Genomic DNA, 25,182 nt, shown 5'->3' with positions numbered 1-25,182 from the left:
TCTTGCCTTGCATCTACCGAAGGTCGGACCGACCGCGCAAAAAGTCAAGATCATGGAAAACTGAGTTTTCAACAGGTATATTTGGGTTGTGCAACGGGCACACCCGCTAAAATCTAATGCTTAGGACGGTGCGTCAGTCAGTCTCATTTTCGTTCTACGCTGTTTGTGCATGGCGAAAGGACGGAAGTTTCTAACGCATTATCTTTGGCGGTACCCGTTGGCGGTAATTTGAAATGAAAACAATAGGATTTACCCTATACATGTTCTTCCACTCGATTGTACTGTTTGGACAATCGTTTATCTCTGAGCCTTTCGACAAAGAAAAATGGCTTATATCCTCAACTTATCGGTATGATTTGATACTGAGATCATATGAGGTTATTGCACCTCTTCTTAACCATAGAACAGAGGCTGAGTTGACTTCTTTACTCGGACAGCCCTTCGAAAGAAGGGTTCGAATGAATTCTCCAGTTCACAAAAAGGACGGTTGGATATCAGTTGAAGAGGTCGTAGATCTAACTTACTGTTTAGATCTGGAAGCGAACCTTTCTAATGATGTTGAACGGACAAAAGTTTGCAAAGGCTCATCAATAACTTTTCATTTCTACCAAAACGAAAATGTAGATGTGACAATTAGTCAAGTAGATTGAATTGAAACGCGAAAGAAACTACTTACAACATCTACTATCAAAGCAGAGAGTGACGATAGGTACGCAAACCTCAGTTGTTTCTGCCAAGTTCGGTTTCGGCTGAAAGGTCGAATCCGCATAAGGCGGACTATTTTCATAGTTGAGAAATGTTGGCGCACATTGTAGGGCCACACAGTAAACAGGGCGAAAATGAACATTCAAGAACAAATCAAAGATTACATTGCTTCACATCCTGACCCAAAACGTTCAGACATTGAAACTTTACATCAACGCATACTTAAAGTTATGCCAAAATGTAAACTATGGTTCTTAGACGGCAAAGACGATAATGGCAAAATCGTTTCTAATCCAAACATTGGATATGGACTTCAAACCATAAAATATGCTGACGGTAAGAGCAAAGAGTTTTATCAGATTGGCATCAGTGCAAACACGACAGGAATATCTGTTTATATATTGGGCATTCGAGACAAAAAGTATTTACCCGACACCTACGGAAAGACAATAGGTAAGGCGAGCGTAACTGGCTATTGTGTTAAGTTCAAAACACTTAAAGACATAAGTATTGGTATACTTGAAGATGCAATTCGAGACGGTGTAAACCAAACCTCTTAACCAACACTATATCGCGAACTGTTTACCAACGACATACTGAATTACAACAAGAATACGACAGCGCACAATATAATTACTTGTGACGGTACATCAGTCAGTCTCAGTTTCGTTCTGCACCGTTGCCGCATCTCGAAAACTCAGTAGTTTCAAAACGCAATACTTTTAGGCGCACCGTTGTGCGCAATTGAAAAATGAAGCTATCTCTTTCAGTTTTATTGTTGTGCTTGCTGAGTTTTGCCCTGTATGCTCAAGACGGTAAAAATGAGCGTGAACGCCAATACAATCGACACGTTGAGTTGGGAGATTCTTTGTATATAATTGCTGAATTTGATGGTGCTAAAATTGAATATGAGTTGGCTTCTGGTCTTTTTCCAAAAAGAAAATATCTGAAGGAAAAACTCGAAAACCTTGAGAGAGGTCGTGAACCGATCTGTAGAGCAGATGCTGACTTATGTAAGGTGGCAGCTGAGAAGGCCGATTTCTTGTTCGAACATGGGCAATATGATGAGGCATCATATTTCTATAAAGTGTCACTAGAAAGCTGTCCTGTCCTTATTGGCCCCAAAGAGAGGCTAATAGAAATCCAAGAAATTAAAGAAAAACTAACCCCAACAAAAACTAATGCCAACTGAAGTTTGGCTTTAGCCAAACCGTTGCGGCCAGCGCAAATTTGAGGCTCATCCGCCTTGGGCAGATAGGGTGTTTAAGCCCGTTTTAAAACTCACAATTCTTCGGAGTACGTGGGAATGGTATCACATCACGTACGTTGGTCATGCCGGTGATAAACATCATCAGGCGCTCAAAGCCAAGTCCAAAGCCGCTGTGGGTCACTGTTCCGAACTTACGGGTATCGAGGTACCACCACACACTTTCTTCTGGGATGTGGAAATCCTTCACTTTCTGCAATAGCACATCGTAGCGCTCCTCACGCTGCGAACCACCTACGATTTCACCAATGCCCGGAAAGAGAATGTCCATAGCGGCAACGGTCTTACCGTCCTCGTTCAGCTTCATGTAAAATGCTTTGATCTTGGCAGGGTAACCTGTAATGATCACTGGCTTCTGGAAATGCTTCTCCACCAAGTAGCGCTCGTGCTCGCTCTGTAGGTCTACGCCCCACTCATCCACCAAGTATTGGAACTTCTTCTTTTTGTTCGGTTGACTGTTGCGGAGAATGTCCACGGCCTCGGTGTAAGTGATGCGGGCAAAATCGTTGTTCATCACGAAGTTGAGCTTCTCCAACAACTCCATCGGTTGGCGTTTATCCTGCGGCAAGCCTTTCTCTTCCTGCACAATTCTATCCGAAAGGAACTGCAGGTCGTCCGCGCAGGTTTCCATCACGTACTTGATCACCTCTTTAAGGAAATCCTCTGCAAGATCCATGTTGTCGTGAATGTCGTAGAAGGCTACTTCGGGTTCTATCATCCAGAACTCCGCCAAGTGGCGCGAAGTGTTGCTGTTCTCCGCACGGAACGTTGGTCCGAAGGTGTACACCTTAGAAAGCGCCATGGCGGCCAATTCCGCTTCCAACTGGCCTGTAACGCACAGGTTGGTCTGCTTTCCGAAGAAATCCTCTGAATAATCAACTGAACCGTCTTCGTTCAACGGTGGGTTCTTTGCATCCAACGTAGAAACGCGGAACATCTCTCCTGCTCCTTCGCCATCGGTGGCCGTAAGTATCGGAGAATGAATATTGTAGAAACCACGGTCGTTGAAGTACTTATGTATGGCGAATGTGAGCGCATGGCGCACACGGAACACCGAACTGAAGGTGCTGGTGCGCATACGCAGATGCGCGTTCTCGCGCAAGAACTCCAAGCTGTGCTTCTTCGGCTGTATCGGGAATTTCTCTGGGTCGGCCTCACCATGCACTTCAAACGATGTGGCCTTCACCTCTACCCGTTGACCCTTGCCTTCGCTGGCAACCAATTGTCCTTTAATGGAAACACACGCGCCTGTGGTCACCTTTACAAGGTCAGCCTCTTTAAAGCTTCCCTCCAGGTCGAACACGCACTGGATATTATTGACAGAGGAGCCATCGTTCATGGCCACGAAATTGACATACGCGTTGCCTCTCTTGGTGCGTACCCAACCTCTTACGGTCACTTCTCGGTCCAACTGTTCCGTTACCAGTAATTCCTTAATGCTTTCCATTGCGTTGTGTTTGAAGCGCGCAAAGATATATAAGCCGTTAGCTTTTAGCGGATAGCATTTGGCAACTTCACATTATCCATTCGTTCGTCCAATTTGTTATTCCGAGAAATCAGGAACCGTCAGTTCAGCGCAGCTAATCTTTGAGATGCAGAGTTACGTCCTTCGGTCGTGAGCTCCCTGCGGTCGGTTCCTTCGTCAGCATCACAAACGGATAGACATCAAGGCTAAACAGGGTCCACATCCGGTTGGAAGTACACCGAGCGGAACTCTTTGCGGGCGTTGACCTCTGTGATTTTTTTGAAGATCTCCTGCTTGCGTTCCTTGATGTTGGAGCCTCCCATCTTGAGGATGATCTGCTTGTTGTACTTGTTGCGGATGCGTTGCACCAGCGGGTATTCCGGGCCCAAGAGCAGTTTATCAGGTATCGGTTCCAGTTCCATGGCTAAGGCGTCTGCTGCTTTGTCCGCCACATCGCGGTCGCGGTGCTTGATGGTAATGGTGATCATGCGGATGAACGGTGGATAACGGAACTGCTTGCGCTGCACCAGTTCGGCCTCGTACATGCCCTCATAGTCGTTCTGCACCACCTTCTCGATGATGAAATGCGTGGGCTGTGTGGTCTGGATGACCACCAGTCCCCTCCTGCCTTTTCTTCCGGCACGGCCGCTGACCTGTGCCATCAGTTGATACGCCCGCTCGTACGAACGGAAATCAGGGTAATTGAGCAGTTGGTCGGCATTGAGGATGCCCACCAGCCCCACGTGATCGAAGTCGAGTCCTTTGGTCACCATCTGCGTGCCCACCAGAATATCGATGCGCTGCTCCTCAAAGTCGGAGATGATGCGTGTGTAGGCATGCTTGCCGCGCGTGGTGTCCATGTCCATGCGCGCCACGATGGCCTCGGGGAAATGCAGAGCCAGCTCCTCCTCTATCTGTTCGGTACCGAATCCTTTGGTCTTGATGTACGTGGACTGGCATTGCGGACATACGTGCGGCACCTTATCCGCATGGCCGCAGTAATGGCAGCGCAGGTCGTTGCTGTATTTGTGGTAGGTGAGCGAGATGTCGCAGTTGATGCAATCGGGCACCCAGCCGCAATTGTTGCATTGCACAAAGCTGGAATACCCGCGCCTGTTCTGGAAGATGATGACCTGCTGCCTGCGGTGCAGCGTCTCCGCCACGCGGTTGAGCAGATGCGAACTGAACGGCCCCTTCATGGCATCGGCCTGCCGTTCCTTGGCAAGGTCGCACACCTCGATGTGCGGCAGTTGCAGCCCACCGAAACGTTCGGTGAGTTCCACCATGCCGATCTTGCCGCGCTTGGCGTTGTAATAAGCCTCCAAACTGGGTGTGGCCGAACCCAGCAGCAACTTGGCGTTGGAACGCTTGCAGAGATACGCCACCGCATCGCGTGCATGGTAGCGCGGTGCCGGGTCGTATTGTTTGAAGGTGTGCTCGTGCTCCTCGTCCAGTATCACCATGCCCAAATTGTGGAACGGTAGGAACATGGACGAACGCGCGCCCAGCACCACCCCGTAAGGTTCCGCGCTCAGTTGTTTCTTCCACACTTCCACCCGCTCGTTGTCGGATATTTTGGAGTGATAGATTCCCACGCGTTCGCCAAAATGTTTCTGCAGGCGCTGGATCATCTGCGCGGTCAGCGCGATCTCTGGTAGCATGTACAGCACCTGTTTGCCTTGGTTCAGGAACTCATGGATGAGGCGGATGTAGATCTCCGTCTTGCCACTGCCGGTAACGCCATGCAGCAAGGCCGCGTCCTTTTCGGCAAGATGCGCGTGCAACGCATCGAACGCCTGCTGTTGCAGCTCGGTCAGCTGCACTTCGCCTTCGGCCCAAGGCCCTTCATCCTGTAGGCGCGAAGTTTCCACCTCTTCCTTTATGAGTATCTCTTTTTTGATGAGCTGGTCGATGGCAGCAGCCGAAACACCAGTGTCGCCAATGAGCATCTGCCGTTTTACCACGCCCTGCTCCTTGCCTGTTCTTGATAGCTGGATGAACTGCATGAGTGCCTCCAGTTGCTTCGGTGCCCTGTTCAGCGCCTCGAACACCTCCTGTAGCTTCTCCTTGTCACCCAGCCATTCGGCCAAGCGGTACACGGTCTCCTTCTTGGGTTTGAACTTCTGCTGCAACTCCTCATACTGCACCACCACGCCCTGCTCGGTAAGCGAACGCACAATGCGGTGCACATGCGTTTTGCGCACCAGCTGTGCCAGGTCGTCCATGGTAAGAAAGGTGTTGTGCTGCAGCGCCTCCAGCACGTCCAGTTCCTCCTCATTCAATCCTTCCAGCTCGCCTGCATAATCGGGGTGGATGGCCAGGCGGCTCTCGCTCGAGAGTTTCAGCCCGGAGGGGATGGCGGCATTCATCGCATCGCCCACATGGCAGAGGTAATACTCGGCCATCCAGTTCCAGAAGGCCATCTGGCCGGGCAGCACCACGGGCGCATCGTCCAGCAGGTCTTCGAGGTATTTGGCCTGATAGTGCTGCGGGGGCGTGTGGTGCACCTCGCTGATGATGCCCGTGTAGAGTTTTCTGCGGCCGAACTGCACCACCACGCGCTTGCCCACGGCCACGTACGCCTCCATCACCTGCGGCACGCGATAGGTGAACGTGCCGGCCAAGGGCAACGGCAATATCACTTCCACAAACACGGCAAGGGCGCTCATGCGGCAAATGTATCGGTTGGAAAGCACTAAATCCGAAATGAAAAAGCACGAAACAGACCGTTAATGGAAACGGTCGGCTCGTTTCAAGACCCGAAATGCGCTTTAGCCTTCAAATACAATTTGAACTCAAAACATGATGTTGAGGTAATGACAAAAGAGTCTGTTCAATAAACTGTGTCAGATGTCAGATAGATGGATTTGATAACCAGAAAGACACAGAAAAAATGGAAGACCAAGAGAAAGACAGGATTGACTATGCCAACTTTGAGCGGGATGCGATAGAGGCCCTGAAGAACGGTAAGGAACTGGGCGGCAAGGACGGAGTTCTTGCTCCGATGCTCAAGCGGTTGCTTGAAGCAGCGATGGAGGGCGAGATGGACGCCCATCTGAAGGATACGGACACCCCCAACAGGCGCAACAGCAGGATGGGCAAGAAGGTGAAGAGGGGCTTTGGCAGCATAGATGTGAACACGCCCAGAGACCGCAACAGCAGCTTTGAACCGGAGATACTTCCGCAGCGCATCCACTTCCTCTGTTTCGTACATGGAACCCAACACATCGCAGTACAGATTGCGAAGGGAACGAAGCGTGTTTTATCTGCGGCAATAGTGCGGGCACAAGTTGGGGGACAGATAGGGATTTCCGCCTTTATAAATTAGTTCGCCATCCCTGCTGCGCTCGAAAGCATTGCATTGCTTTTCCACCAAATAACATTGGAATTGGAAAGCAATGCATTGGATCTGAAAAACATAACTATTGTTTCGGAAAAGAATGCATTGGATTCATAAAACAATGCATTGGATTCAGAAAACAATGCTTTAGAAGTGTAAAGCAATGCATTGGATTTGGAAAACATAACTATTGTTTCGGAAACCAATGCTTTGGAACTGGGTGACAATGTATTGGTATTGGAAAACAGAACTATCTTTTTCTGAGAGACAGTTATGAAAATGTCCATCAATGCATGAAAGGGCAATCAGTAAATATAGGCGATCACCACTCCGCTACATCTCCCGTAGGATGGCATCTTTGAAATGGAGCCGCATGATCCAAATGGTGGAACCGTTCGGGTTGAATTCGATGCTGTCCAAGGTTCCACCGATGCGCGTGTCCTTTCCATCAAACTGGTGGATGTCCGTGCCGGGAACAAGGTCGTAATACTCGAAGAAGTAGATGGAGCTTTGGTTGCTGTTCGGGGTGATCACGGAACATTTGGCTTGGTCGCCCTGCATTTTCAACTCATTCGAATCGTATTTCAATTTCACCGTATCGGTGGTTGCCGGATGACCGGGCATGAGCAGAAACTTGCCACGCACCGCCTTCGATCTTGACTTCAATTCCTTGTAGCTCATCTCCCCTTTCGATACCAAGGCCGCACTTGAATAGAGGTACGCATAGCGCACAATACCGACCAGCGAGGTGGTGTCCTTTTTGAATTCCTTCAGCAATTCAGCCGAAAGCTGTTGCGCACCCTTAAAATCCTCCGCCCCCAACTTGGCGAACAATGGCAACACATCGTTTCGGGTGATCTGCGCAAGGGAAACTTGGACGGTGATGACCGAAGTTAGAAGGACGAGGAGGATGGGTTTCATGGGTTTGTTCGGAGGGGTTGAAGAAAGCATGTGTTGCAAAGGTGCGCTATCTGGCACATCCAATGTGTTTACTTTAGAAGCACGCTAACCTTGCCTCGTTAACAGACTTATTTCATATTCAGCACAATATGATAAACATCGCAGATACCTGCTCCGATTTCATGTTGAGAGACAATCACCTTTAAGTTGGCTCGCTGACTCAAATCCCTGTTGATATTATAGGATGTCATTTTTGCCAACGGATTATACAAGTGGTGATGATGCAAGTCCGCGATATACTCCTGATACTTTTTCCAAAAATCGCTAAAGTCATCCGCTAATGAATAGACTAGTAAGAAATTTCTGCTGAGTCCATTAGTATCGTAATCAACCAGCATCTTGTTTAAGTGAAGAATTAGTTGTTGATTTCCCTTTCCTAATGACTTAAGTCGCAATGCCTCTACGATAGCTACGGGCATGCCTCGTAAGTTTCTAATCATCAAATCCAATTCACCACTTTGAGTGTTAGACCGACCGCTCCTGGTTTGATCCGTCACACCATATCCTTTTGTTCTGAGATGATCGGTAAATAAATCATTCACATGGTCTTCCCATTCAACTCTATACTTTCGTTCCAAAATCCGAGTTGATATCTCAATAATATCAACTGTTAAGTCCGTAGAATTAAAGCCAAAATCCTCTCCCTTATTTGCAGTTTTGATTTGATAAGGTCCAATTAGTTGTTCTAGATTAACCTCGACAATATGATGCTGGCAGTGAACTGTCCGAACCCCAGCCCTTTTCGCCTTCTCTAAAAACTCATAGTTAAACATGAATGGACTTTCGGCCCTGCTACAGTTTGGGCAGTTACACTGTATTGCTATTGAATGAGATGGATAATTCAAAGACTCATTAATGTGATCCAAATCACGCTTAATAATTCCCAAAAGCAAAGCTTCATTCTCACCGAATACTTGAATATTAATGGACCTTGAAAACTGATTACTCGTGACCTTGCCAATGGTGTTTTGATGCCGCACAAACAAGCCATATTTCCAGTATTTACCGCTAACCAAATTATCCTTAAGTCTTACAATTAATCTAGAGATTATACCGGCTGGCATAAAGTCATATTGATAAACCAAGCCTATTCCATTATTGGAAAAGTTTTTGACCTTAGGTTCAGAAACGCGTAACAGCTCAGGAATTACATACTTCTTTTCCCCAAGTTGAAAACACAATTCAAACTTTTTCATCAATTCAATGATGTAGCTAATCTGTTGTGAATCGTACTCACTTAAAAGATTGTCCAGAACTTCGCTGTCAAACTCTCCAAAATTTGAAATGACTTGCTTCAAATCAAGAATTTGGTAAACGCAATTTGTGGCCCATTCAGGCTTCAGGAATACGATTGGACGCAAAATTGGATTATCAACAAAATGCAGGAATACCCCTAAGTCATGAAAGTACTGACTTAGAAACTTTGAATCCTTCTTTGAAAGACCGTGTCTATTACATATGCTTAGGTAGTTTTCATACGTTATATAATTGTCACTAAGCCCTTCCAGTTCAGCCCGTATGTCGCTCCAAACCTTAGGTAGTTTATCTCCCAAATGGGGCAGTTTAATAACCGTCCTTTGAATACGGTCGGTCAGTTCTTCCAAATTGGTACCTATCTTGGCGCTAACAGAATGAAATCCAATCACATTCGGGAACTTTTCAACAATAGACTTCTGATCAATTTCCTTAAGTCTCTCATCAATTTTATTGAGCACAACTATTACGGGAGAATTATTGCTCAGAACACGAATAATATTTAGCCAATAATCAAACGTAAGTAGTGAGTCGTCATTTCTTGCCTCCCAAACGAACAGATAAACTGATCTTTTTGTCAGAAAAAACTGATGTGTCGAATGATAAATTTCCTGGCCACCAAAATCCCACGCATTTAACCGAACCCTTTCAACATTCCCAGAATCTGATTCCTCTTTTCTAATACTCATGTTCCATTTTTGGATATCGATACCTTCAGTAGTAACAGTTTCTGGACTTTGTCCAAAAATGAGCTTATTCATAAGAAACGTTTTGCCGACACCACCTTGTCCAACAATCAACATCTTAGCTTCATTTAGTGGGACAGATTCACCTAAATTGATGTAGTAGTTTAGAACTCCATTCAAGCCCTGATTCGCAATTTCCGGTGGAACGTCACCAATTGGATTACCATTTAGATTTAGGTGTGTGAGCTTATCGAGCTTGCTTATCCCTTTGGGCAAGTCAACTATTTGATTGCCAGACAAGTCGAGCTTTCTGAGATTGGTGAGCAAACCAATACTTTCTGGAATTTCCGTTATATTATTGAAACTCAAGTTAAGCTCTCGGATTTTACTAAGCCTTCCTATAGACTCTGGGATTTTTACTATCTCGTTATTCGATAAATTCAGAGAAATCAAACTTTCTTGAAGAAGCGCATCAGGAATGGCCTTCATTAAGTTGTCACTTAGGTCAAGATCCGATAGTTTACTATATGGTTTAAGATCAATTTGGCTTTCATCAATTTTATTTGACGCAAGGTTCAGTTTGAGCAAGTTTGAACTTAATTGATTTATTCCATCCAAACTCTGAATACTATTTCCTTTAAGATTTAGGATGGTCAGAGATTTAACATCAATTAATTGGTTGGGCAAACTGTCAAATTTATTGTTCGACAAATTGATTTGCTGCAACCTATCTAATTCCCCTATATAGTCAGGAAGTGATGAAAGCCGATTGTTATACATACTCAAATGTTGCAGCTTTCTAAATGAGCGAACTTCGAACGGAATGGTTTCCAACCTGCCGTTTTCAAGAGGCAAGTGAGTTACCTTATTTCTATTCTTTGGATTTAATTTTCTTGATATATCTGGTTTCATCGTCATGTTTAAGGGGGCTAAAAAAATCCGTGTGTTATTAATGTGATCATATCTAATTTGGTTAAGTCAATTTAAATAACCGGCTTGGCAATTAGAAACGGCCTTAACCCTAAATTCCAAACATACCTATTAAATCAACAAACTCTTAGCGAATACTTACTGGTCACTTGTTTGTAACACACGGTTACCATTCACCCTGAACTTTGAACCGCACCAACTCTATATTTGCGCCATGGGCAGAAGACGGAAACAAGTGCTGGAGAATGTGACCATCCTTGACATTGCAGACAAGGGGCAGGCGCTGGCGCGGGTGGATGAAATGGTGGTGTTCGTGACGGCTGTCATTCCGGGCGATGTATGCGACATCATGATCAAGCGCAAGCGCAAGAACTACGCGGAGGGGCACGTATTGAGGGTGAAGGAGTTTTCGAAGCTGCGCATTGACCCCAAGTGTGGGTATTTCGGGGTGTGTGGCGGCTGCAAGTGGCAGCATCTGACGTACGAGAAGCAGCTGGAATTCAAGAACAAACAGGTGCGCGATGCGCTGCAACGCATCGGGAAGGTGCAAGTGGAGGCGTTTGAGCCCATTCTTGGGTCCGCCAACGTGTTCGAGTACCGCAACAAGTTGGAGTTCAGTTTTTCGCACAAGCGATGGCTGACGCAGGAGGAAATTGACAGCGGACAGGTGTTCGATGACGTGCCTTCGTTGGGCTTTCACGTGCCCGGTCGTTGGGACAAGGTGCTCGACATCAAGCAATGCCACCTGATGGCCGAGCCGAGCAATGCCATCCGAAACCGCGTGCGGGAAATGGCCCTGGCAAACGAGTTCTCGTACTACAATCTGAACGAGCAGAAGGGTTTTCTGCGCAATCTTATTGTACGCAGCACCATGACGGGCGAATGGATGGTGATACTGAGCGTGGCGGAAGACCGCCCGAAAGACGTGAAGCTGATACTGGACACGCTGGTGGAGGAATTCCCGCAACTCACCTCGGTGCTGTATGTGGTGAACACGAAGCAGAATGACACCATTCACGACCTCGACATACAGGTGCACCATGGCAAGGATCACATTCTGGAGGAAATGGAAGGGTTGAAGTTCCGCGTGGGGCCGAAATCGTTCTACCAGACCAACGGTCCGCAGGCGTATGAACTCTACAAAGTGGCCCGCGATTTTGCCGACCTGAAGGGCGATGAGGTGGTGTATGACCTCTACACGGGAACAGGAACCATTGCGCAGTTCGTGGCGAAAAAGGCCAAGAAGGTGGTAGGAATCGAATACGTGGAAGCGGCCATTGATGACGCGAAGGCGAACGCGGAACTGAACGGCATCGACAACTGCACGTTCTACGCAGGCGACATGAAGGATGTGTTCACACAGGAACTCATTGCCAAGGAAGGCAAACCCGATGTGGTGATAACCGATCCGCCCCGTGCAGGCATGCATGCCGATGTGGTGGCGCGGTTGAATGAACTCCTACCCGACCGCATTGTGTATGTGAGTTGCAACCCTGCCACGCAAGCGCGTGATGTGCAGTTGCTGAGCGAAAACTACGAGGTGAAGAAGGCACGGCCGGTGGATATGTTCCCGCATACGCATCATGTGGAGAGTGTGGTGCTGCTGGTGAGAAAGAAATAGAACACAGATGACACGGATTGAACTGATTAACGCGGATTTTTCTCCGTGCAACTCAATAAACTCAATTCTTTCTCTGTGAAATAACCGAACATGGAACCTCTGTGAAATAACTGAACATGGAACTTGACAAAGACTTTTGGAACAACCGCTACGCAGGAAATCAAATCGGTTGGGATGTGGGTGCGCCTACTACTCCACTGAAGGAATTCATTGATACGTTGACGGACAAAAGCATCCGTATTCTGATTCCCGGTTGCGGAAATGCGTATGAAGCGGAATACCTGCATGAGCAAGGTTTTGAGAATGTATTTGTGATCGATATTGCGCCATTGGCATTGGAAGGATTCAAGAAGCGTGTCCAAGAGTTTCCACAAGACCATTTGCTACTGGGCAATTTCTTTGAACATGAAGGCCAATACGACCTCATTCTGGAACAGACCTTCTTCTGCGCCCTCGACCCGAAATGGCGTTCAGACTATGCCAAAAAGATGCACGAACTACTGGCTCCAAACGGGAAACTGGCAGGCGTCATGTTCTGCTTTGAACTGACGGAAGAAGGCCCTCCCTTCGGTGGCAGCGTGGAAGAATACGAAGGTTATTTCGGTGGGCTGTTTGAGATTGCCAGTATGAAACCCTGCGAGAATTCCATTGCACCGCGTTTGGGACGGGAGTTGTGGGTGGAAATGAAAAAGACCTGTTAGGTTTTCAAAACCTAACAGGTCTGTAGCTCATTCGCTAATTGCCCGAATTCGCTAATTCGCTAATTCTTTTCAATCTTCTTATAACTCGCCACGATCCCTTTGATCAGTGCCGAACTGAACCCAGCGTGTTCCATCTCGTTCAGTCCAGTAATCGTGCAACCTTTGGGGGTTGTCACTTTATCAATTTCACTTTCAGGATGCGAACCGTTCTGAATGATCAGTTCTGAAGCGCCTTTCATCGTTTGGCTCACAATGGCCGTGGCGGTCTTGGCATCGAACCCGACCTCTATCCCACCCTGTATCATGGCGCGCATGAACCTTAAAACGTAAGCAATGCCGCAAGCACCCAAAATGGTGGCCGCCTCCATCAGGCTTTCATCGATGTAGAGCGTGCTGCCGATCTTATCGAACAATCCCGTGATAACCTCACGATGAGCTGAAGTTGCTCCCGTATCACAGATCATGGTCATGCTTTCGTTGACATCTGCAGCGGTGTTGGGCATGGCACGGAAGGTAGGAAGTGTTTTCCCTCTCCATTCGGTCAGTTCCGCCAACGTAATGCCCGTGGCCAAACAGACCAAAATGTGTTTGCCCTCATCCAACGCAGGACCGATCTCCTTCAGGATCGGTTTCACGTTATACGGCTTCACTCCCAGCACCACCACATCCGAACCATTGACAGCACTGATGTTGTCAGCAGTGACGTTCACGCCTTTTGCGGCCAGATCGCGAAGTTGGTTCACGTTCCTTCTCGTGGCGGTCAATGCGGCCGCCTCGAATCCATCATCCAACAGTCCGTGGGCAATGGTCAATCCCAGATTGCCACATCCGATAATTGCTATTCGCTTGTTTTCCATCTTCAAAAACTTGTTGCCGAAGTTACGTGGATCAACGGATGTCGTTCCAATTCCGAACCGACATATTTGTATTCAAAACCTACCGACCATGAGAAACCTCAACATCATCTTACTCTGTGCATTGGCTGTCTCCTTGGCAATGACCGCGTGCAAAAAGAACGAAGACAAGGACTGCTTGGAACTGGATACGACCGCCTCTTTTGTGGTGGATGGAACGGCATTGACCGTTACCCATACGCCTGTTTGGACCAGCAGCGGCATCTACCAATCGCTTGGTTTCCGACACGATCTGGCCGGAGGCGGACAACATATCGTCACCATTATTTTCGAGGGAGATTCCATCGGAACTTATCCTTTGAAAGGACAACTTGACCCGCACCGCGCCATGTATATGGGGCCGAACTCGAACAATAATGCGCTTTTCACCGGTCCGGGTGAAACAGGTACGGTGACCATCACCGATATGGACCTTAGCAACGGCTGTCTGACCGGAAACTACTCCTTCACGGCCAATTTCGTTCAGGTAACGGGCGAGTTTCAAAGCCTCCGGCCACAATAGGTGATAACCGTCACGTTCTGCGGTTTGGGTGCGAGGTAATTTCGCTTCAAACCTCTGAACTATGAAGCTATTTTTTTACGTGCGGATGCTTGTTTCTACAAGTGTCCTCGCTCAACCGAATTTCGAACTGAGTATTGAAGAAGCCACCTTGCCGAATGCTCCGGGGCTTCAGTCGTTTGTGGTGGGGCAGCACAATGGCAAATGGCTTCTTATCGGTGGCCGGACCGATGGACTGCACCGCAGGCAACCGTGGGCCACATTTTTGGCAGAAGACAATAACCTGGTGGCCTATGTGGTCGACCCCGTGAACCTGCAACACTGGTCAGCTTCCATTTCAGCGCTTCCAACCCCCATATTCGAACAGTTGCAGAGCACAAACATGGCGTTTACCCAACGCGATACGGTGCTTTACATTATTGGTGGATACGGCTACAGTCCAACGGCCGGAGACCATATTACACACGCCTATCTCACTGCAGTGAACATTCCGACCGTGATGGACCGCATCATCAGCGGAAACGGAATGGCCGATCAGTTCAGATACGTGAACAATGCAAACATGGCAGTTACCGGAAGCTACCTTGGATTGCTTGACAACACCTTCTACCTCGTTTGCGGTCAGTATTTTGAAGGACGTTACAACCCCATGGGGCCGAACCAAGGTCCCGGATTTATCCAGAACTACACGGAGGCCATTCGCAAGTTCAATATTGAAGATGATGGAACAACCTTGAACATTACCAATTACACCGAAACGGTGGATGCGGCCGATTTTCACCGAAGGGATTACAATCTGGTCAGCCAGATATTTCCCAATGGCGAAGAAGGATTCACGGCCTTTTCGGGTGTTTTTCAGCACGATGTGGACCTGCCGTGGCACAACACGGTTGATGTGACCGCAAGCGGATATTCGGTCAACAACAACTTCGATCAACTATTGAATCAATATCATTCGGCCAATCTGCCGATCTACGATCAGGCCGCCAATGAAATGCATACGCTTTTCTTCGGTGGAATGAGCCGTTATCGCTACGATACCACTACCGGTAACCTGATCGATGATGATGCGGTTCCGTTTGTCAAAACCATCAGTTTGGTAACGCGCCATGGCGATGGCAGCATGGACGAAACACAATTGGAGCTGCAAATGCCCGGTTTCCTTGGCTCTGGGGCGGAGTTCATTCCATCAGAAAATGTAAACTTTTTAAACGGTGAAATTTTGGAGTTGAATGCTTTGCCCATGAATCAGCCTACGCTGGTAGGTTACGTTTACGGTGGCATTGAAAGTTCGGCAGAGAACATTTTCTTCATTAACGATGGCACGCAGAGTTGGGCAAGTGGTCGCCTCTTCAAAGTGTTCATTAACCGTACCGGAACAACGGGCGTTGAAGGCACAACCATGTCAAACGAAGCTGCGCTTCACGTGGTGGTGTATCCGAACCCGACCAAAGATGTGCTGACCGTTGGCGTTCGCGCAGCATACCGCACCAAAGCAACATTGGAGGTTGTGGACAGCGCTGGCCGTCTGGTGCTTTCTGAAAACCTGAATCTGCAACAAGATAAATCTGCCAACCTGCTTTACAAATGCAGCGATTGGAATGCAGGCACTTACACGGTTCGTTTCAGCAACGGAGCGTTTGTCAAAACTGCCACCGTGGTTGTTACGCGGTAGCTCAATGAGCGATAAGGTCAAATTCCTTCGCGACCCAATACGTGGAATGAAAACCAATATCCACAGAGAAAAGACCATCGCTACCGCCTTGGTCTTTTTCATTTCCGACATCCACGGCCAACACATGACCCAAACCTTTGAATTCGTAAAGCACCACGGATTCCACCTTCTCTCCTTCCGACCATGAACTCCGTATCACCTTCGGGTTATTCTGAAAATTCTCTTTAACGGTGACCGAATCGCGGTCGATCTGATGCAGTCCGGTCCATTGTTCCATGATCTCCGTGGCGTTCATCGGGTTCACCACAGGATCATCCGTTCCTTGCAGGATGATCATTTTCGGATATTCGCCACGGTAGCCGTCATTGGCCAGCCGAACCCTTCTTGCCCATTCCCACGGTTTGCGGTCCACCCAACCGAACATGCTTCCAACACCTGAAACGATATTTCCCGAACCGTAAGGCCCGCCAGCATACGAAGCCACGGCCGAATAATCACCAGGATACAGAGCCGCAGCCGTCACCGCCATGGCCGCGCCTGCCGAAACACCCGTAATACAAACATGCTTCGCATTGATCGGATAATTGGCTTTCATGTAGTCCACAATCTGATGAATCGAGGCCACCTCGCCTTTGCCCAGTTCGGTGTCTTTTCCATGGAACCAGTTGAAACAGCGATTCATGTTATTGGTGCCTTTCTGTTCGGGATACGCGATGATGAAACCGTTCTCGTCCGCCAGTTTGTTCCAACCGCTCAGTCGCATCATGCCGTGCGCATCCTGGTTGCAGCCATGCAGCACCACCACCAGCGGAACATCCCCTTCGGGAAGTTTCTCTGGAACATGGACGAACAGCCGAAGTTTACCGGGATTCTTGCCGAAGTTTTCAATTTCAGGCATGTCCTGCGCCTGAGATGTCAGAAAAAAGGAGAAAAGGAAAAATGAGAAAACGAGGCGCAGCATATCAGATCTTCAACGGCAAAGCTGAGAAAAGTGAGGAGACATCCATAACTTTAGACAATGAATACAGATGCCTCAACTGTATTGTTTTAATCTTAAAGCCGTGTTTCTTACCAATTGCAAACGAATCTATTGATGACCACAAGATGCCTCCTCGTATCAATTTGGCTGCTTACTACCGTATCAACCATTGCCCAAACTCCCGTACTGAGCTGGGCAGAGCAATTGAGCAATGAGAACGGCAACATTTTCATCCTATCCTCTACAACGGACGCGCTGGGTAACCTTTACTTGACAGGAGCCATTACCGGAACGGTCGACCTGGATCCAGGACCAAACACTTCCCCTTTTACTGATAGCGGGTTCGGTGATATGTTCATTTCCAAGATTGACTCTGCTGGTAATTTTGCTTGGGCTGGCCGAATTGGACGCGACTCGTATGACCAAGGCTCCTCCATTGTAACCGATGGTTCAGGAAATGTATATGTTACGGGCTTCTTCAGCATGGATTCAACTGATTTCGACCCTGGAAATGGAACCGCTTATCTTCTCAATACTTCTGGAGGAGCGTTGACGTTTATACTGAAATTGAACGCAGACGGTCAATTCATTTGGGCAAAGGAATTCGGTCCAAGCAACAATAGCCCTAGCTCTCTTACTTTGGATGCATCGAGTAACCTCCTAATAACTGGAGTCTTTGGTGGTACTGTAGATTTTGACCCAAGTTCAAACAGCTCAGTAATCACAGGTGGCTCGGACGACATATACATCACCAAGCTTGATACTTCAGGTGGTTTCGTTTGGGCCGAACGAATCGATGTAACCACTACATCAACCCGAAGCTACTCAATAGCCACCGATGCCGATGACAATATCTATCTGACCGGACTGCTTTTGGGAACGGTGGATTTTGACCCTGGAAGCGGACTCGAAGAACTGACCGCACCATCTATCTTCGGTGGCCAATTCATACTTAAATTGAACCCATCGGGTAGTTTTGAATGGGCCAAAGTGATCAATGGGAGCATTCAACAGACCGGAGGCGATAGAGCCATACAAGTTGATGACGCAGGCAGTTGTTACACCATCGGTTGGTTCAACAATACGGTAGACTTCGACCCCAATGCGGGTGTGCATGAGCTTGAGAACACCCTCACCGCAGGAGGAGCTACTTATTTGCTGAAGTTGGATGCTTTAGGCAATTTCGTGTGGGTCGACCAATTTGGTGACCCTGGAAATGGGAATTACAGAGATATGGAACTATATACGGAAGGCAACATCTATGTGGCTGGAAGCATTATCACTTCTGGAGATTTCAATCCTAACATCGGAACCGACAGCCTTTCGGTAGTAGATGGAAATGTTTTCATCGTCAAGTACAGCGGAGATGGGGCACTTCAATGGGCATTGAATTTTTCAAATGATTCCAGTTCCACCACCCAAGGCATTTCGATGAATGTAGATCCAATGGGAAATGTGCTTTCCTCAGGTTATTTCCAAGGAACGGGTGACTTCGACCCTGGTCAGGCCATATTCAATCTTACTGCTGGAACCATAGAGGACATATTCTTGCAGAGATTAGACCACAACACCATCAGCGGAATACAGGAAACGAAAAAGATGGACAAAATGCTGTCGGTGTTCCCAAATCCAACTAATGGCCACGTGCGTATTGCCTTTGAAACACTTAACGAAACAGGACAGGTAAATGTGTACAACCCTCTCGGATCCCTTTTACTGGTCGCCCGAAAAGGCCGAGGTAAATTTCTCGACCTTGAGCTACCGAAGAGTAATGGACTGTACCTTCTCCAGTGGGTCAGTTCAAATGGTACTATCCGTAATATGAAAGTGCTTAAACAATAAACCGATTAAACGCAGCTCGTGCCACTTCGCAATACGGCAATATAATTTTTGGTCAGCGGGAAAACACAATCCAAAAATCATTTCATCATGGAAAACCCAAAATTTCAAGTATTCAAAGGTCATGACGACCACTATTATTTCAGACTGAAAGCTGCCAATGGCGAGATCATCTGCGCCAGCCAAGGCTACACCACCAAGCAAAGTTGCATTACAGGCATTGAGGCCATTAAGAAGGTTGCAGCCAATTCGCCAATCGAGGAACTCGATTGACCAAGCTGTTTACATGCGGCTGACATTCTTGCTACTGACGCTTTTGCCGATTGCTGTCTGGGCGCAGCAAGCCACAGACCGATCTGCCAAGGCGGTTTTCTACCGTGGTGAGCTCCTTTACGAAGGAAAACTCGGGTCGTACAAGGTAAAAGAGAAACATCTTGAGGCATTGACCGCTGAGCCGATTATTGAGCAGAATAATGGTCGGATCCATGTGTTTACGAAAAACACTTTCGTTCTGACCAATATCACGGAACTGACCCTTTCCGTAGATAGTTCCGCGCATTTTTTCGGGGGTGGCGAGCAGTTCAGCCACGTGGAACTGACAGGCAAGAACGTTCCGTTTATTGTAGAAGAGAATGGCATTGGTCGTGGTGACCAACCCGCAACCAGAACCGCCAATTTGATTGGCGCTGGCGGCCATGAATGGAGCACCTATTGCCCTGTCCCGTTAGTTCTTTCTTCAAACAATTCCGCTTTTCTCATTGAGAACGATTGCTACTCAGAGATCGATCTGACAGAAAATGGAAAGATCACCTTCCGTGTGCATGATGATGAAATAAAAATTCGAAGCTGGGAGGCGAATTCACCGAAGGAACTCATTCAAAAAGTGACCGCCCATTTGGGCCGTATGCCCGAATTGCCCGATTGGACGTATGGAACAATTCTGGGCATTCAAGGAGGCGCGGAACGTGTAAAACAATTGGTAAAGGATGCCAAGAGTTACGGCAATCCCGTTTCTGCCATTTGGATTCAGGATTGGGTGGGAAAGAAAAAGACCAACATTGGTTCGCGCTTGCGCTGGGAATGGAAACCTGACACCATCACCTATCCCGATTTTAAGCAGTTCTGCGCGGATATGGATGCGCAGAATGTGAAGGTTTTGGGTTACATCAATCCGTTTCTATTGGAAGGAACCGACATGACCGATGACGCCTTGAAGAACGGCTACATCGTTCACCGCACAGACGGTTCGCCCTACCTGATTCCGTTCGGAGGTTTCAAAGGCTACATCATCGACCTGAGCAATTCCGCTACGCGTGAGTGGATCAAAGACATCATCAAAACCAACATGATCGGAAACGGTTTGAGCGGTTGGATGGCCGATTTTGCCGAGTGGCTGCCGTTTGACTGCAAACTCCATTCTGGCCAAGACCCGAAAGATTACCACAACCGTTTTGCAGCCGATTGGGCCAAAGTGAACCGAGAAGCCATTGAAGAGGCGGGTAAACTGGGCGAAGTGGTTTTCTTCTCCCGTTCGGGGTTTACAGGTTCCTCAGGTAGTTCCACGCTCTTTTGGGCTGGCGATCAGATGGTCGATTTTGGCGAGAACGATGGATTGGGATCGGCCGTCAATGCCATGATCTCATCGGGTTTGAGCGGCATGGCCATCAACCATTCGGATGTTGGCGGTTACACCGCGCTCAAGTTCCCATTCTTTAAAAACTATCTGCGTGATAAGGAAGTGCTGTTCCGCTGGATCGAGTTTGAAGCCTTCACCCCCATTTTCCGAACGCACGAAGGGTTGCTTCCCAACGACATGGTTCAGTATTACACCGATGATGAAACGCAGGAGTTCTTTGCCCGCTTCGGCAAGATCCATAAGGAACTGGAACCGTACTTCAAGAAACTCATCAAAGAAGCATCCGAAACGGGAATTCCCGTTATCCGACATCCGTGGTTGGTATGCCCCGAAGACACGAATTGCCTCAACACGGACAAGCAATTCTTTGTAGGCGATGACCTATTGGTGCTTCCCATCACGGAACGCGGACAGACCAAGGTCCGCGGCTATTTCCCCGAAGGAACATGGGTGCATTATCTTACTGGAACCGAATTTATGGGCGGCAGATGGAACGAGGTTTATGCACCTATCGGCACGCCAGCTGTATTTTGGAGAAAATGATGCCGCCAACGATCACGTAGTTTGAAACACATTACCCGAACCGTTTGGATTCTCTCGCTGGTGAGCCTTTTTACCGACATGGCCAGCGAAATGCTCTATCCCATCATGCCCATCTACCTGCAGTCGATCGGATTCTCGGTGGTGCTTATCGGAGTGCTTGAAGGAATGGCCGAGGCCACGGCAGGGCTGAGCAAAGGGTATTTCGGAAAGCTATCAGACAACATGGGCAAACGCGTGCCTTTTGTGCAACTGGGCTACGCATTGAGTGCCATTTCCAAACCCTTGATGGCCGCGTTGGCGCACCCACTATGGATCTTTTTTGCACGCACCACCGACCGCTTTGGAAAAGGCATCCGAACAGGAGCACGCGATGCCATCCTTTCTGAAGAGGCCACACAACAGACCAAGGGCCGTGTTTTCGGGTTCCACCGTTCCATGGACACCTTAGGGGCTGTCATCGGTCCGATCCTTGCGCTGGTGTATCTGCACTTCTACCCGCAGCACTACGCCATGCTGTTCTTTCTGGCCTTTTTTCCCGGGCTATTGGCCGTGCTGGCATCCTTCCTCCTACAAGAAAGGAAGCAGCCCAAAGCAGTAAACTTGGCCCGACCGTCCTTTTTCAGTTTTCTGGCCTACTGGCGAACAAGTCCTTCGGACTATCGGAAGGTGGTGACCGGCTTTCTGATCTTCACGCTCTTCAACAGCTCGGATGTTTTTCTGCTGCTGAAAGCGAAAGAAGCAGGACTGACCGACACGTGGGTCATTGGTACCTACATATTCTACAACCTCATCTACGCCTTGGCCTCCTTTCCGCTCGGCATGGTGGCCGATCGCATCGGTCTTAAACGCATGGTGGTTTTTGGACTGATGTGTTTTACAGCAGTATATGTTGGTATGAGCGTGGCCGCCAACAACTACCTCATCGGCTTGCTGTTCTTTTTATACGGTATCTATGCGGCTGCCACGGAGGGCGTCTCCAAAGCATGGATCAGCAACATTTCGGCTAAGAAGGATGTGGCTACGGCCATTGGCACCTTCACCGCTTTTCAAAGCCTTTGTACCATGGCGGCCAGTTCCATGGCCGGTCTGCTCTGGTATCAATTCGGAGCTTCGACCACCATGCTGGTGACGGGCATTGCCACTGCGTGCGTTACCCTGTATTTCTTGTTTGGCACACGGACACAATCCTAAGGCATGCTGAAGCAATGAACGGATTGCTCGAATGCCCTTACATTTGTTACATCTGTTAAAACTTCGGCCATGAAACATCTTTCCGCTGTTCTTTATCTCGCCATGGGACTTGGCACCCACTACGCGGTCCATGCCCAAACCATTCCGCAACACGACCATGTGGTCATTGTGGTGATGGAAAATCACGCCTACACGAATATCGAAGGTTCATTCTTCGCTCCGTATGTCAACTCATTGCTTTCAGACCCACACACGGCCAATTTCACTTCTTCACACGGATTGGCGCATCCAAGTCAGCCCAATTACATCATGCTTTTTTCTGGAGCCGACCAAGGCGTAACGGACGACAATCTTCCGAGCGGTCTTCCATTCACCACGCCCAATCTCGGTGCTGAGTTGCTCGACAGCAACTATACGTTCATCGGCTATTCGGAAGATCTTCCTGCGGTTGGATCGGATGTAGAGACAAGCGGAGATTACGCCAGAAAGCATAACCCGTGGGTCAATTGGCAGGATTCTCCAGGCAATGGTATTCCTGCTGCGCTCAATCAGCCGTTGACCAGTTTCCCGACCGATTTCAATAACCTCCCGACCGTGAGTTTTGTGATGCCCAACCTGGCACACGACATGCACAATCCTGTGCTGCTTCCGAACGCCATCAGCAATGGCGACACGTGGCTTCAGGATCACCTGGATGCGTACATCCAATGGGCAAAGACGCATAACAGCCTTTTCATCCTTACATTCGATGAAGACGACCTGCTCCACTCAAACCGCATCATGACGCTTTTTATTGGCGAGAATGTGATCGGTGGAGATTACGATGAGAACATCACGCATTACAATATCCTCCGAACCATGCAGGACGTGTACGGACTTTCGTACTGCGGAAACAGCGCCAATGTCACTCCCATCACCGATGTGTGGGCGCAAACACCGACAGATGTGGTGCAAGAATTGAACGAAACCGACATCAACCTCTATCCGAATCCGACCGTTGGAACCATCACCTTGGAAACAACTGACGGCAACGGTTTCTGCGAGATCCATAACGTGGCAGGGCAGCGGCTGTATTCATCAGCCATCACTTCCACCCGACAAACGCTTGATATGAGTAATTGGGACAGCGGCATCTATTTCATTTCCATCACCGATGGCGAGAAGGTCATTCGTAAAAAAGTGGTGAAAGACTGAGCAGCCTGTAGATTTTCGTACGCAATTGTTTCAAATTCTTTAAGGTTCTTTTGAGCCTATTGCTATTAAGTCTGCGTTGTGCTATCATAGCGCTCCCAACCCCGATTTGAGAGATGAGTGAAGAAGGAAAGAAGGTGCACGCCTTTACGGACGATGCCCTCGGAAAAGACGATGCGACAGCACTCGCAGATCGCATCAAGAAAAAAGAGATAAGTGCCGAAGAAAGTGTGGCAGCGGCCATTGCACGTGCACAGTCGGTAAACCCGCAGATCAATGCCATTGTAACGGAACTGTATGACCGCGCAAAGCAAGAGGCCAAGAACGTACAAGGCCCGTTTGCGGGTGTGCCTATGTTCTTCAAAGACATGGTGCATTTAAAAGGCGTTGCCGTGCATCACGGAACTTCAGCCTATTCAAGTCCTCCCAAAGCAGCTACAGATACCGACCCGATCGTCAAGCAGATCTTTGCACAGGGTTTTGTGAATCTGGGTATGAGCACCATGCCTGAATTCGGGTTTACGGCCTCCACAGAATTCACCAATGGTGAGGCCACCCGCAACCCGTGGAACACCGATCATTCAGCAGGAGGTTCTTCTGGTGGTTCGGCCGCATTGGTGGCTGCAGGAGTTGTGCCCATTGCCCATGCGGCAGATGGTGGCGGTTCCATCCGTATTCCTGCGGGAGCGTGCGGACTTGTCGGTCTCAAAGCAAGCCGTGGACGACTGCTCAAGGCAAGCAAGTTCAAGCGACAGCCTGTGGAAATTGCCATTGATGGCGTTGTTTCCCGATCGGTTCGTGATACCGCCTACTTCTATGCGGAAGCAGAAAAGTATTACAAGAACAGGCGGTTGCCCGAGATCGGTCTGATAGAAGGTCCATCCAACCGTAAGTATCGCATTGGTTTTACAGGAGATTCTCTGAAAGGTTTGGGTGCGGATGCCGATACCATGAAAGGCCTGCAGGAAACGGCCAAGCTGTTGGAATCGTTGGGACATGAAGTGGTTCCGTTCGAACTACCGTTGAAAGACCGTTTCATTGACGATTTTGCCAACCTGTGGAGTGTTGGTGGCTTCTACTTCGAACGCTACGGAAAAAAGGTCTTCGGTGAGGAATATGAACCCAGCGAGCTTTCAGGTCTCACGCTTGGATTGGCCGAACACTTTCGTCAGAACAAGGCCAAGACCGCTGCTTCTATCGTAAGGCTTCGCAACTCATTCCGCCAGTACCGCAGAATGTTCAAGCGCTCTCAGTTGGATATGATCCTCACTCCTACTACTGCGCATGTTCCGCCTGCCATCGGCTACCTGAGCATGTCGCTACCATACGAAGAACTGTTCGAGCGCATCCAAAAATGGGCCTGCTTTACGCCTTACCATAATGCCACAGGTGGCCCTTCCATTTCGCTACCTGTACAACATTACAATCAAGAGGACATACCCATGGGCATGATGCTCTCTGCCAATCTCGGGCAGGAGGCCATCCTATTGGACATTGCCTACCAGTTGGAGGCAGCTAAACCTTGGAAGAGGATCTGGGAGTAACTTGTTTTAAAAATAACCGTTGCGTCAGGCGTCCTAAGCTTTTCCAACGTAGACATTACATCAATACTCCCCAATGATGGGACACCTTTCAAATGGTTTTTTCCTATCGAACAGGTAACGGTAGGTGGCGTGGGTCTTGATGAGCACGACTCAGAACTTATCGCGTTAGCCAAAATTCACGGGACCGTCCATGGCCTCCTTGCCGCATGCTGCCAGCCAATACTTAGCGGTATCTAAAAGCA

The 25,182-nt window shown here is 48.4% G+C and carries 20 protein-coding genes; 14 read left to right on the top strand and 6 right to left on the bottom strand.

The window, feature by feature from the left end; translation table 11 throughout:
• Positions 1-233: 233 nt before the first annotated feature.
• The 3 genes from GC178_16375 (at position 234) to GC178_16365 (ending at position 1,897) form a co-directional block, all read left to right on the top strand.
• Positions 234-650, top strand: a complete 417-nt coding sequence (locus tag GC178_16375) for a hypothetical protein (protein MBI1289143.1) — start codon at positions 234-236, stop codon at positions 648-650.
• Positions 651-839: 189 nt separating this feature from the next.
• A complete protein-coding gene (locus tag GC178_16370; GenBank protein ID MBI1289142.1) occupies positions 840-1,265 on the top strand; it encodes a DUF1801 domain-containing protein in 426 nt (141 codons plus the stop codon).
• A 191-nt stretch (positions 1,266-1,456) separates the two neighbouring features.
• The gene (locus tag GC178_16365) at positions 1,457-1,897 is read left to right on the top strand and encodes a hypothetical protein (protein ID MBI1289141.1); all 441 of its coding nucleotides are present in this window, start codon (positions 1,457-1,459) and stop codon (positions 1,895-1,897) included.
• 82 nt (positions 1,898-1,979) lie between these two features.
• Here GC178_16365 and asnS read toward each other — a convergent pair whose 3' ends face one another.
• Positions 1,980-3,419 (bottom strand): asparagine--tRNA ligase, encoded by a 1,440-nt coding sequence (gene asnS, locus GC178_16360; protein MBI1289140.1) that lies wholly within the window; start codon positions 3,417-3,419, stop codon positions 1,980-1,982.
• A gap of 224 nt (positions 3,420-3,643) precedes the next feature.
• Positions 3,644-6,106, bottom strand: a complete 2,463-nt coding sequence (gene priA, locus GC178_16355; GenBank protein ID MBI1289139.1) for a primosomal protein N' — start codon at positions 6,104-6,106, stop codon at positions 3,644-3,646.
• 224 nt (positions 6,107-6,330) lie between these two features.
• Between priA and GC178_16350 the strand changes: the two genes are divergently transcribed.
• Positions 6,331-6,765, top strand: a complete 435-nt coding sequence (locus GC178_16350; protein ID MBI1289138.1) for a hypothetical protein — start codon at positions 6,331-6,333, stop codon at positions 6,763-6,765.
• A 345-nt stretch (positions 6,766-7,110) separates the two neighbouring features.
• Here GC178_16350 and GC178_16345 read toward each other — a convergent pair whose 3' ends face one another.
• Complete coding sequence (locus tag GC178_16345; GenBank protein ID MBI1289137.1) at positions 7,111-7,698, bottom strand: hypothetical protein; 588 nt, start codon at positions 7,696-7,698, stop codon at positions 7,111-7,113.
• A gap of 107 nt (positions 7,699-7,805) precedes the next feature.
• Positions 7,806-10,595 (bottom strand): GTP-binding protein, encoded by a 2,790-nt coding sequence (locus GC178_16340; GenBank protein ID MBI1289136.1) that lies wholly within the window; start codon positions 10,593-10,595, stop codon positions 7,806-7,808.
• Between the two features lie 226 nt (positions 10,596-10,821).
• On the opposite strand from GC178_16340, the gene rlmD reads away from it, so the two are divergent.
• Positions 10,822-12,228 (top strand): 23S rRNA (uracil(1939)-C(5))-methyltransferase RlmD, encoded by a 1,407-nt coding sequence (gene rlmD, locus GC178_16335; GenBank protein ID MBI1289135.1) that lies wholly within the window; start codon positions 10,822-10,824, stop codon positions 12,226-12,228.
• A gap of 116 nt (positions 12,229-12,344) precedes the next feature.
• Positions 12,345-12,929 carry a methyltransferase domain-containing protein gene (locus tag GC178_16330; GenBank protein MBI1289134.1) on the top strand — a complete coding sequence of 195 codons (585 nt, stop codon included), beginning with the start codon at positions 12,345-12,347 and terminating at the stop codon, positions 12,927-12,929.
• Between the two features lie 59 nt (positions 12,930-12,988).
• Here the strand turns inward: GC178_16330 and proC are convergent, their stop codons facing one another.
• Positions 12,989-13,786 (bottom strand): pyrroline-5-carboxylate reductase, encoded by a 798-nt coding sequence (gene proC, locus GC178_16325; GenBank protein MBI1289133.1) that lies wholly within the window; start codon positions 13,784-13,786, stop codon positions 12,989-12,991.
• A gap of 88 nt (positions 13,787-13,874) precedes the next feature.
• On the opposite strand from proC, the gene GC178_16320 reads away from it, so the two are divergent.
• Both GC178_16320 and GC178_16315 read left to right on the top strand, forming a co-directional pair.
• On the top strand, positions 13,875-14,345 hold the full coding sequence (locus tag GC178_16320; protein ID MBI1289132.1) for a hypothetical protein: 471 nt from the start codon (positions 13,875-13,877) through the stop codon (positions 14,343-14,345).
• A 61-nt stretch (positions 14,346-14,406) separates the two neighbouring features.
• Positions 14,407-16,017: a T9SS type A sorting domain-containing protein gene (locus GC178_16315; GenBank protein MBI1289131.1), complete on the top strand. Its 1,611-nt coding sequence runs from the start codon at positions 14,407-14,409 to the stop codon at positions 16,015-16,017.
• Position 16,018: 1 nt separating this feature from the next.
• On the opposite strand, the gene GC178_16310 is transcribed toward GC178_16315, so the two are convergent.
• Positions 16,019-16,978, bottom strand: a complete 960-nt coding sequence (locus GC178_16310) for a PHB depolymerase family esterase (GenBank protein MBI1289130.1) — start codon at positions 16,976-16,978, stop codon at positions 16,019-16,021.
• A 132-nt stretch (positions 16,979-17,110) separates the two neighbouring features.
• Between GC178_16310 and GC178_16305 the strand changes: the two genes are divergently transcribed.
• From GC178_16305 to GC178_16280, 6 genes are all read left to right on the top strand, one after another.
• Complete coding sequence (locus tag GC178_16305) at positions 17,111-18,838, top strand: T9SS type A sorting domain-containing protein (protein ID MBI1289129.1); 1,728 nt, start codon at positions 17,111-17,113, stop codon at positions 18,836-18,838.
• A gap of 87 nt (positions 18,839-18,925) precedes the next feature.
• A complete protein-coding gene (locus GC178_16300; GenBank protein MBI1289128.1) occupies positions 18,926-19,108 on the top strand; it encodes a DUF1508 domain-containing protein in 183 nt (60 codons plus the stop codon).
• Positions 18,996-21,014 (top strand): alpha-glucosidase, encoded by a 2,019-nt coding sequence (locus tag GC178_16295; protein ID MBI1289127.1) that lies wholly within the window; start codon positions 18,996-18,998, stop codon positions 21,012-21,014. Before GC178_16300 ends, GC178_16295 begins: the two co-directional genes overlap by 113 nt.
• A 21-nt stretch (positions 21,015-21,035) precedes the next feature.
• Positions 21,036-22,205 (top strand): MFS transporter, encoded by a 1,170-nt coding sequence (locus GC178_16290; protein ID MBI1289126.1) that lies wholly within the window; start codon positions 21,036-21,038, stop codon positions 22,203-22,205.
• Positions 22,206-22,274: 69 nt separating this feature from the next.
• Positions 22,275-23,399, top strand: a complete 1,125-nt coding sequence (locus GC178_16285; protein MBI1289125.1) for a T9SS type A sorting domain-containing protein — start codon at positions 22,275-22,277, stop codon at positions 23,397-23,399.
• Positions 23,400-23,512: 113 nt separating this feature from the next.
• Complete coding sequence (locus GC178_16280) at positions 23,513-24,940, top strand: amidase (GenBank protein ID MBI1289124.1); 1,428 nt, start codon at positions 23,513-23,515, stop codon at positions 24,938-24,940.
• Positions 24,941-25,182 lie beyond the last annotated feature (242 nt).

It is taken from the genome of Flavobacteriales bacterium (assembly GCA_016124845.1).
Taxonomy (GTDB): domain Bacteria; phylum Bacteroidota; class Bacteroidia; order UBA10329; family UBA10329; genus UBA10329.
This window is presented reverse-complemented; position numbering and strand designations above follow the sequence as displayed.

What these genes read in the sequence shown, in the direction of transcription:
- asnS (MBI1289140.1), bottom strand. Translation starts at nt 3,419, where the DNA reads ATGGAAAGCATTAAGGAATTACTGGTAACGGAACAGTTGGACCGAGAA.
- GC178_16365 (MBI1289141.1), top strand. Translation starts at nt 1,457, where the DNA reads ATGAAGCTATCTCTTTCAGTTTTATTGTTGTGCTTGCTGAGTTTTGCC.
- GC178_16285 (MBI1289125.1), top strand. Translation starts at nt 22,275, where the DNA reads ATGAAACATCTTTCCGCTGTTCTTTATCTCGCCATGGGACTTGGCACC.
- GC178_16300 (MBI1289128.1), top strand. Translation starts at nt 18,926, where the DNA reads ATGGAAAACCCAAAATTTCAAGTATTCAAAGGTCATGACGACCACTAT.
- GC178_16375 (MBI1289143.1), top strand. Translation starts at nt 234, where the DNA reads ATGAAAACAATAGGATTTACCCTATACATGTTCTTCCACTCGATTGTA.
- GC178_16330 (MBI1289134.1), top strand. Translation starts at nt 12,345, where the DNA reads ATGGAACTTGACAAAGACTTTTGGAACAACCGCTACGCAGGAAATCAA.
- GC178_16345 (MBI1289137.1), bottom strand. Translation starts at nt 7,698, where the DNA reads ATGAAACCCATCCTCCTCGTCCTTCTAACTTCGGTCATCACCGTCCAA.
- GC178_16350 (MBI1289138.1), top strand. Translation starts at nt 6,331, where the DNA reads ATGGAAGACCAAGAGAAAGACAGGATTGACTATGCCAACTTTGAGCGG.
- GC178_16310 (MBI1289130.1), bottom strand. Translation starts at nt 16,978, where the DNA reads ATGCTGCGCCTCGTTTTCTCATTTTTCCTTTTCTCCTTTTTTCTGACA.
- GC178_16315 (MBI1289131.1), top strand. Translation starts at nt 14,407, where the DNA reads ATGAAGCTATTTTTTTACGTGCGGATGCTTGTTTCTACAAGTGTCCTC.
- GC178_16305 (MBI1289129.1), top strand. Translation starts at nt 17,111, where the DNA reads ATGACCACAAGATGCCTCCTCGTATCAATTTGGCTGCTTACTACCGTA.
- proC (MBI1289133.1), bottom strand. Translation starts at nt 13,786, where the DNA reads ATGGAAAACAAGCGAATAGCAATTATCGGATGTGGCAATCTGGGATTG.
- rlmD (MBI1289135.1), top strand. Translation starts at nt 10,822, where the DNA reads ATGGGCAGAAGACGGAAACAAGTGCTGGAGAATGTGACCATCCTTGAC.
- GC178_16340 (MBI1289136.1), bottom strand. Translation starts at nt 10,595, where the DNA reads ATGACGATGAAACCAGATATATCAAGAAAATTAAATCCAAAGAATAGA.
- GC178_16295 (MBI1289127.1), top strand. Translation starts at nt 18,996, where the DNA reads ATGGCGAGATCATCTGCGCCAGCCAAGGCTACACCACCAAGCAAAGTT.
- GC178_16280 (MBI1289124.1), top strand. Translation starts at nt 23,513, where the DNA reads ATGAGTGAAGAAGGAAAGAAGGTGCACGCCTTTACGGACGATGCCCTC.
- GC178_16370 (MBI1289142.1), top strand. Translation starts at nt 840, where the DNA reads ATGAACATTCAAGAACAAATCAAAGATTACATTGCTTCACATCCTGAC.
- priA (MBI1289139.1), bottom strand. Translation starts at nt 6,106, where the DNA reads ATGAGCGCCCTTGCCGTGTTTGTGGAAGTGATATTGCCGTTGCCCTTG.
- GC178_16320 (MBI1289132.1), top strand. Translation starts at nt 13,875, where the DNA reads ATGAGAAACCTCAACATCATCTTACTCTGTGCATTGGCTGTCTCCTTG.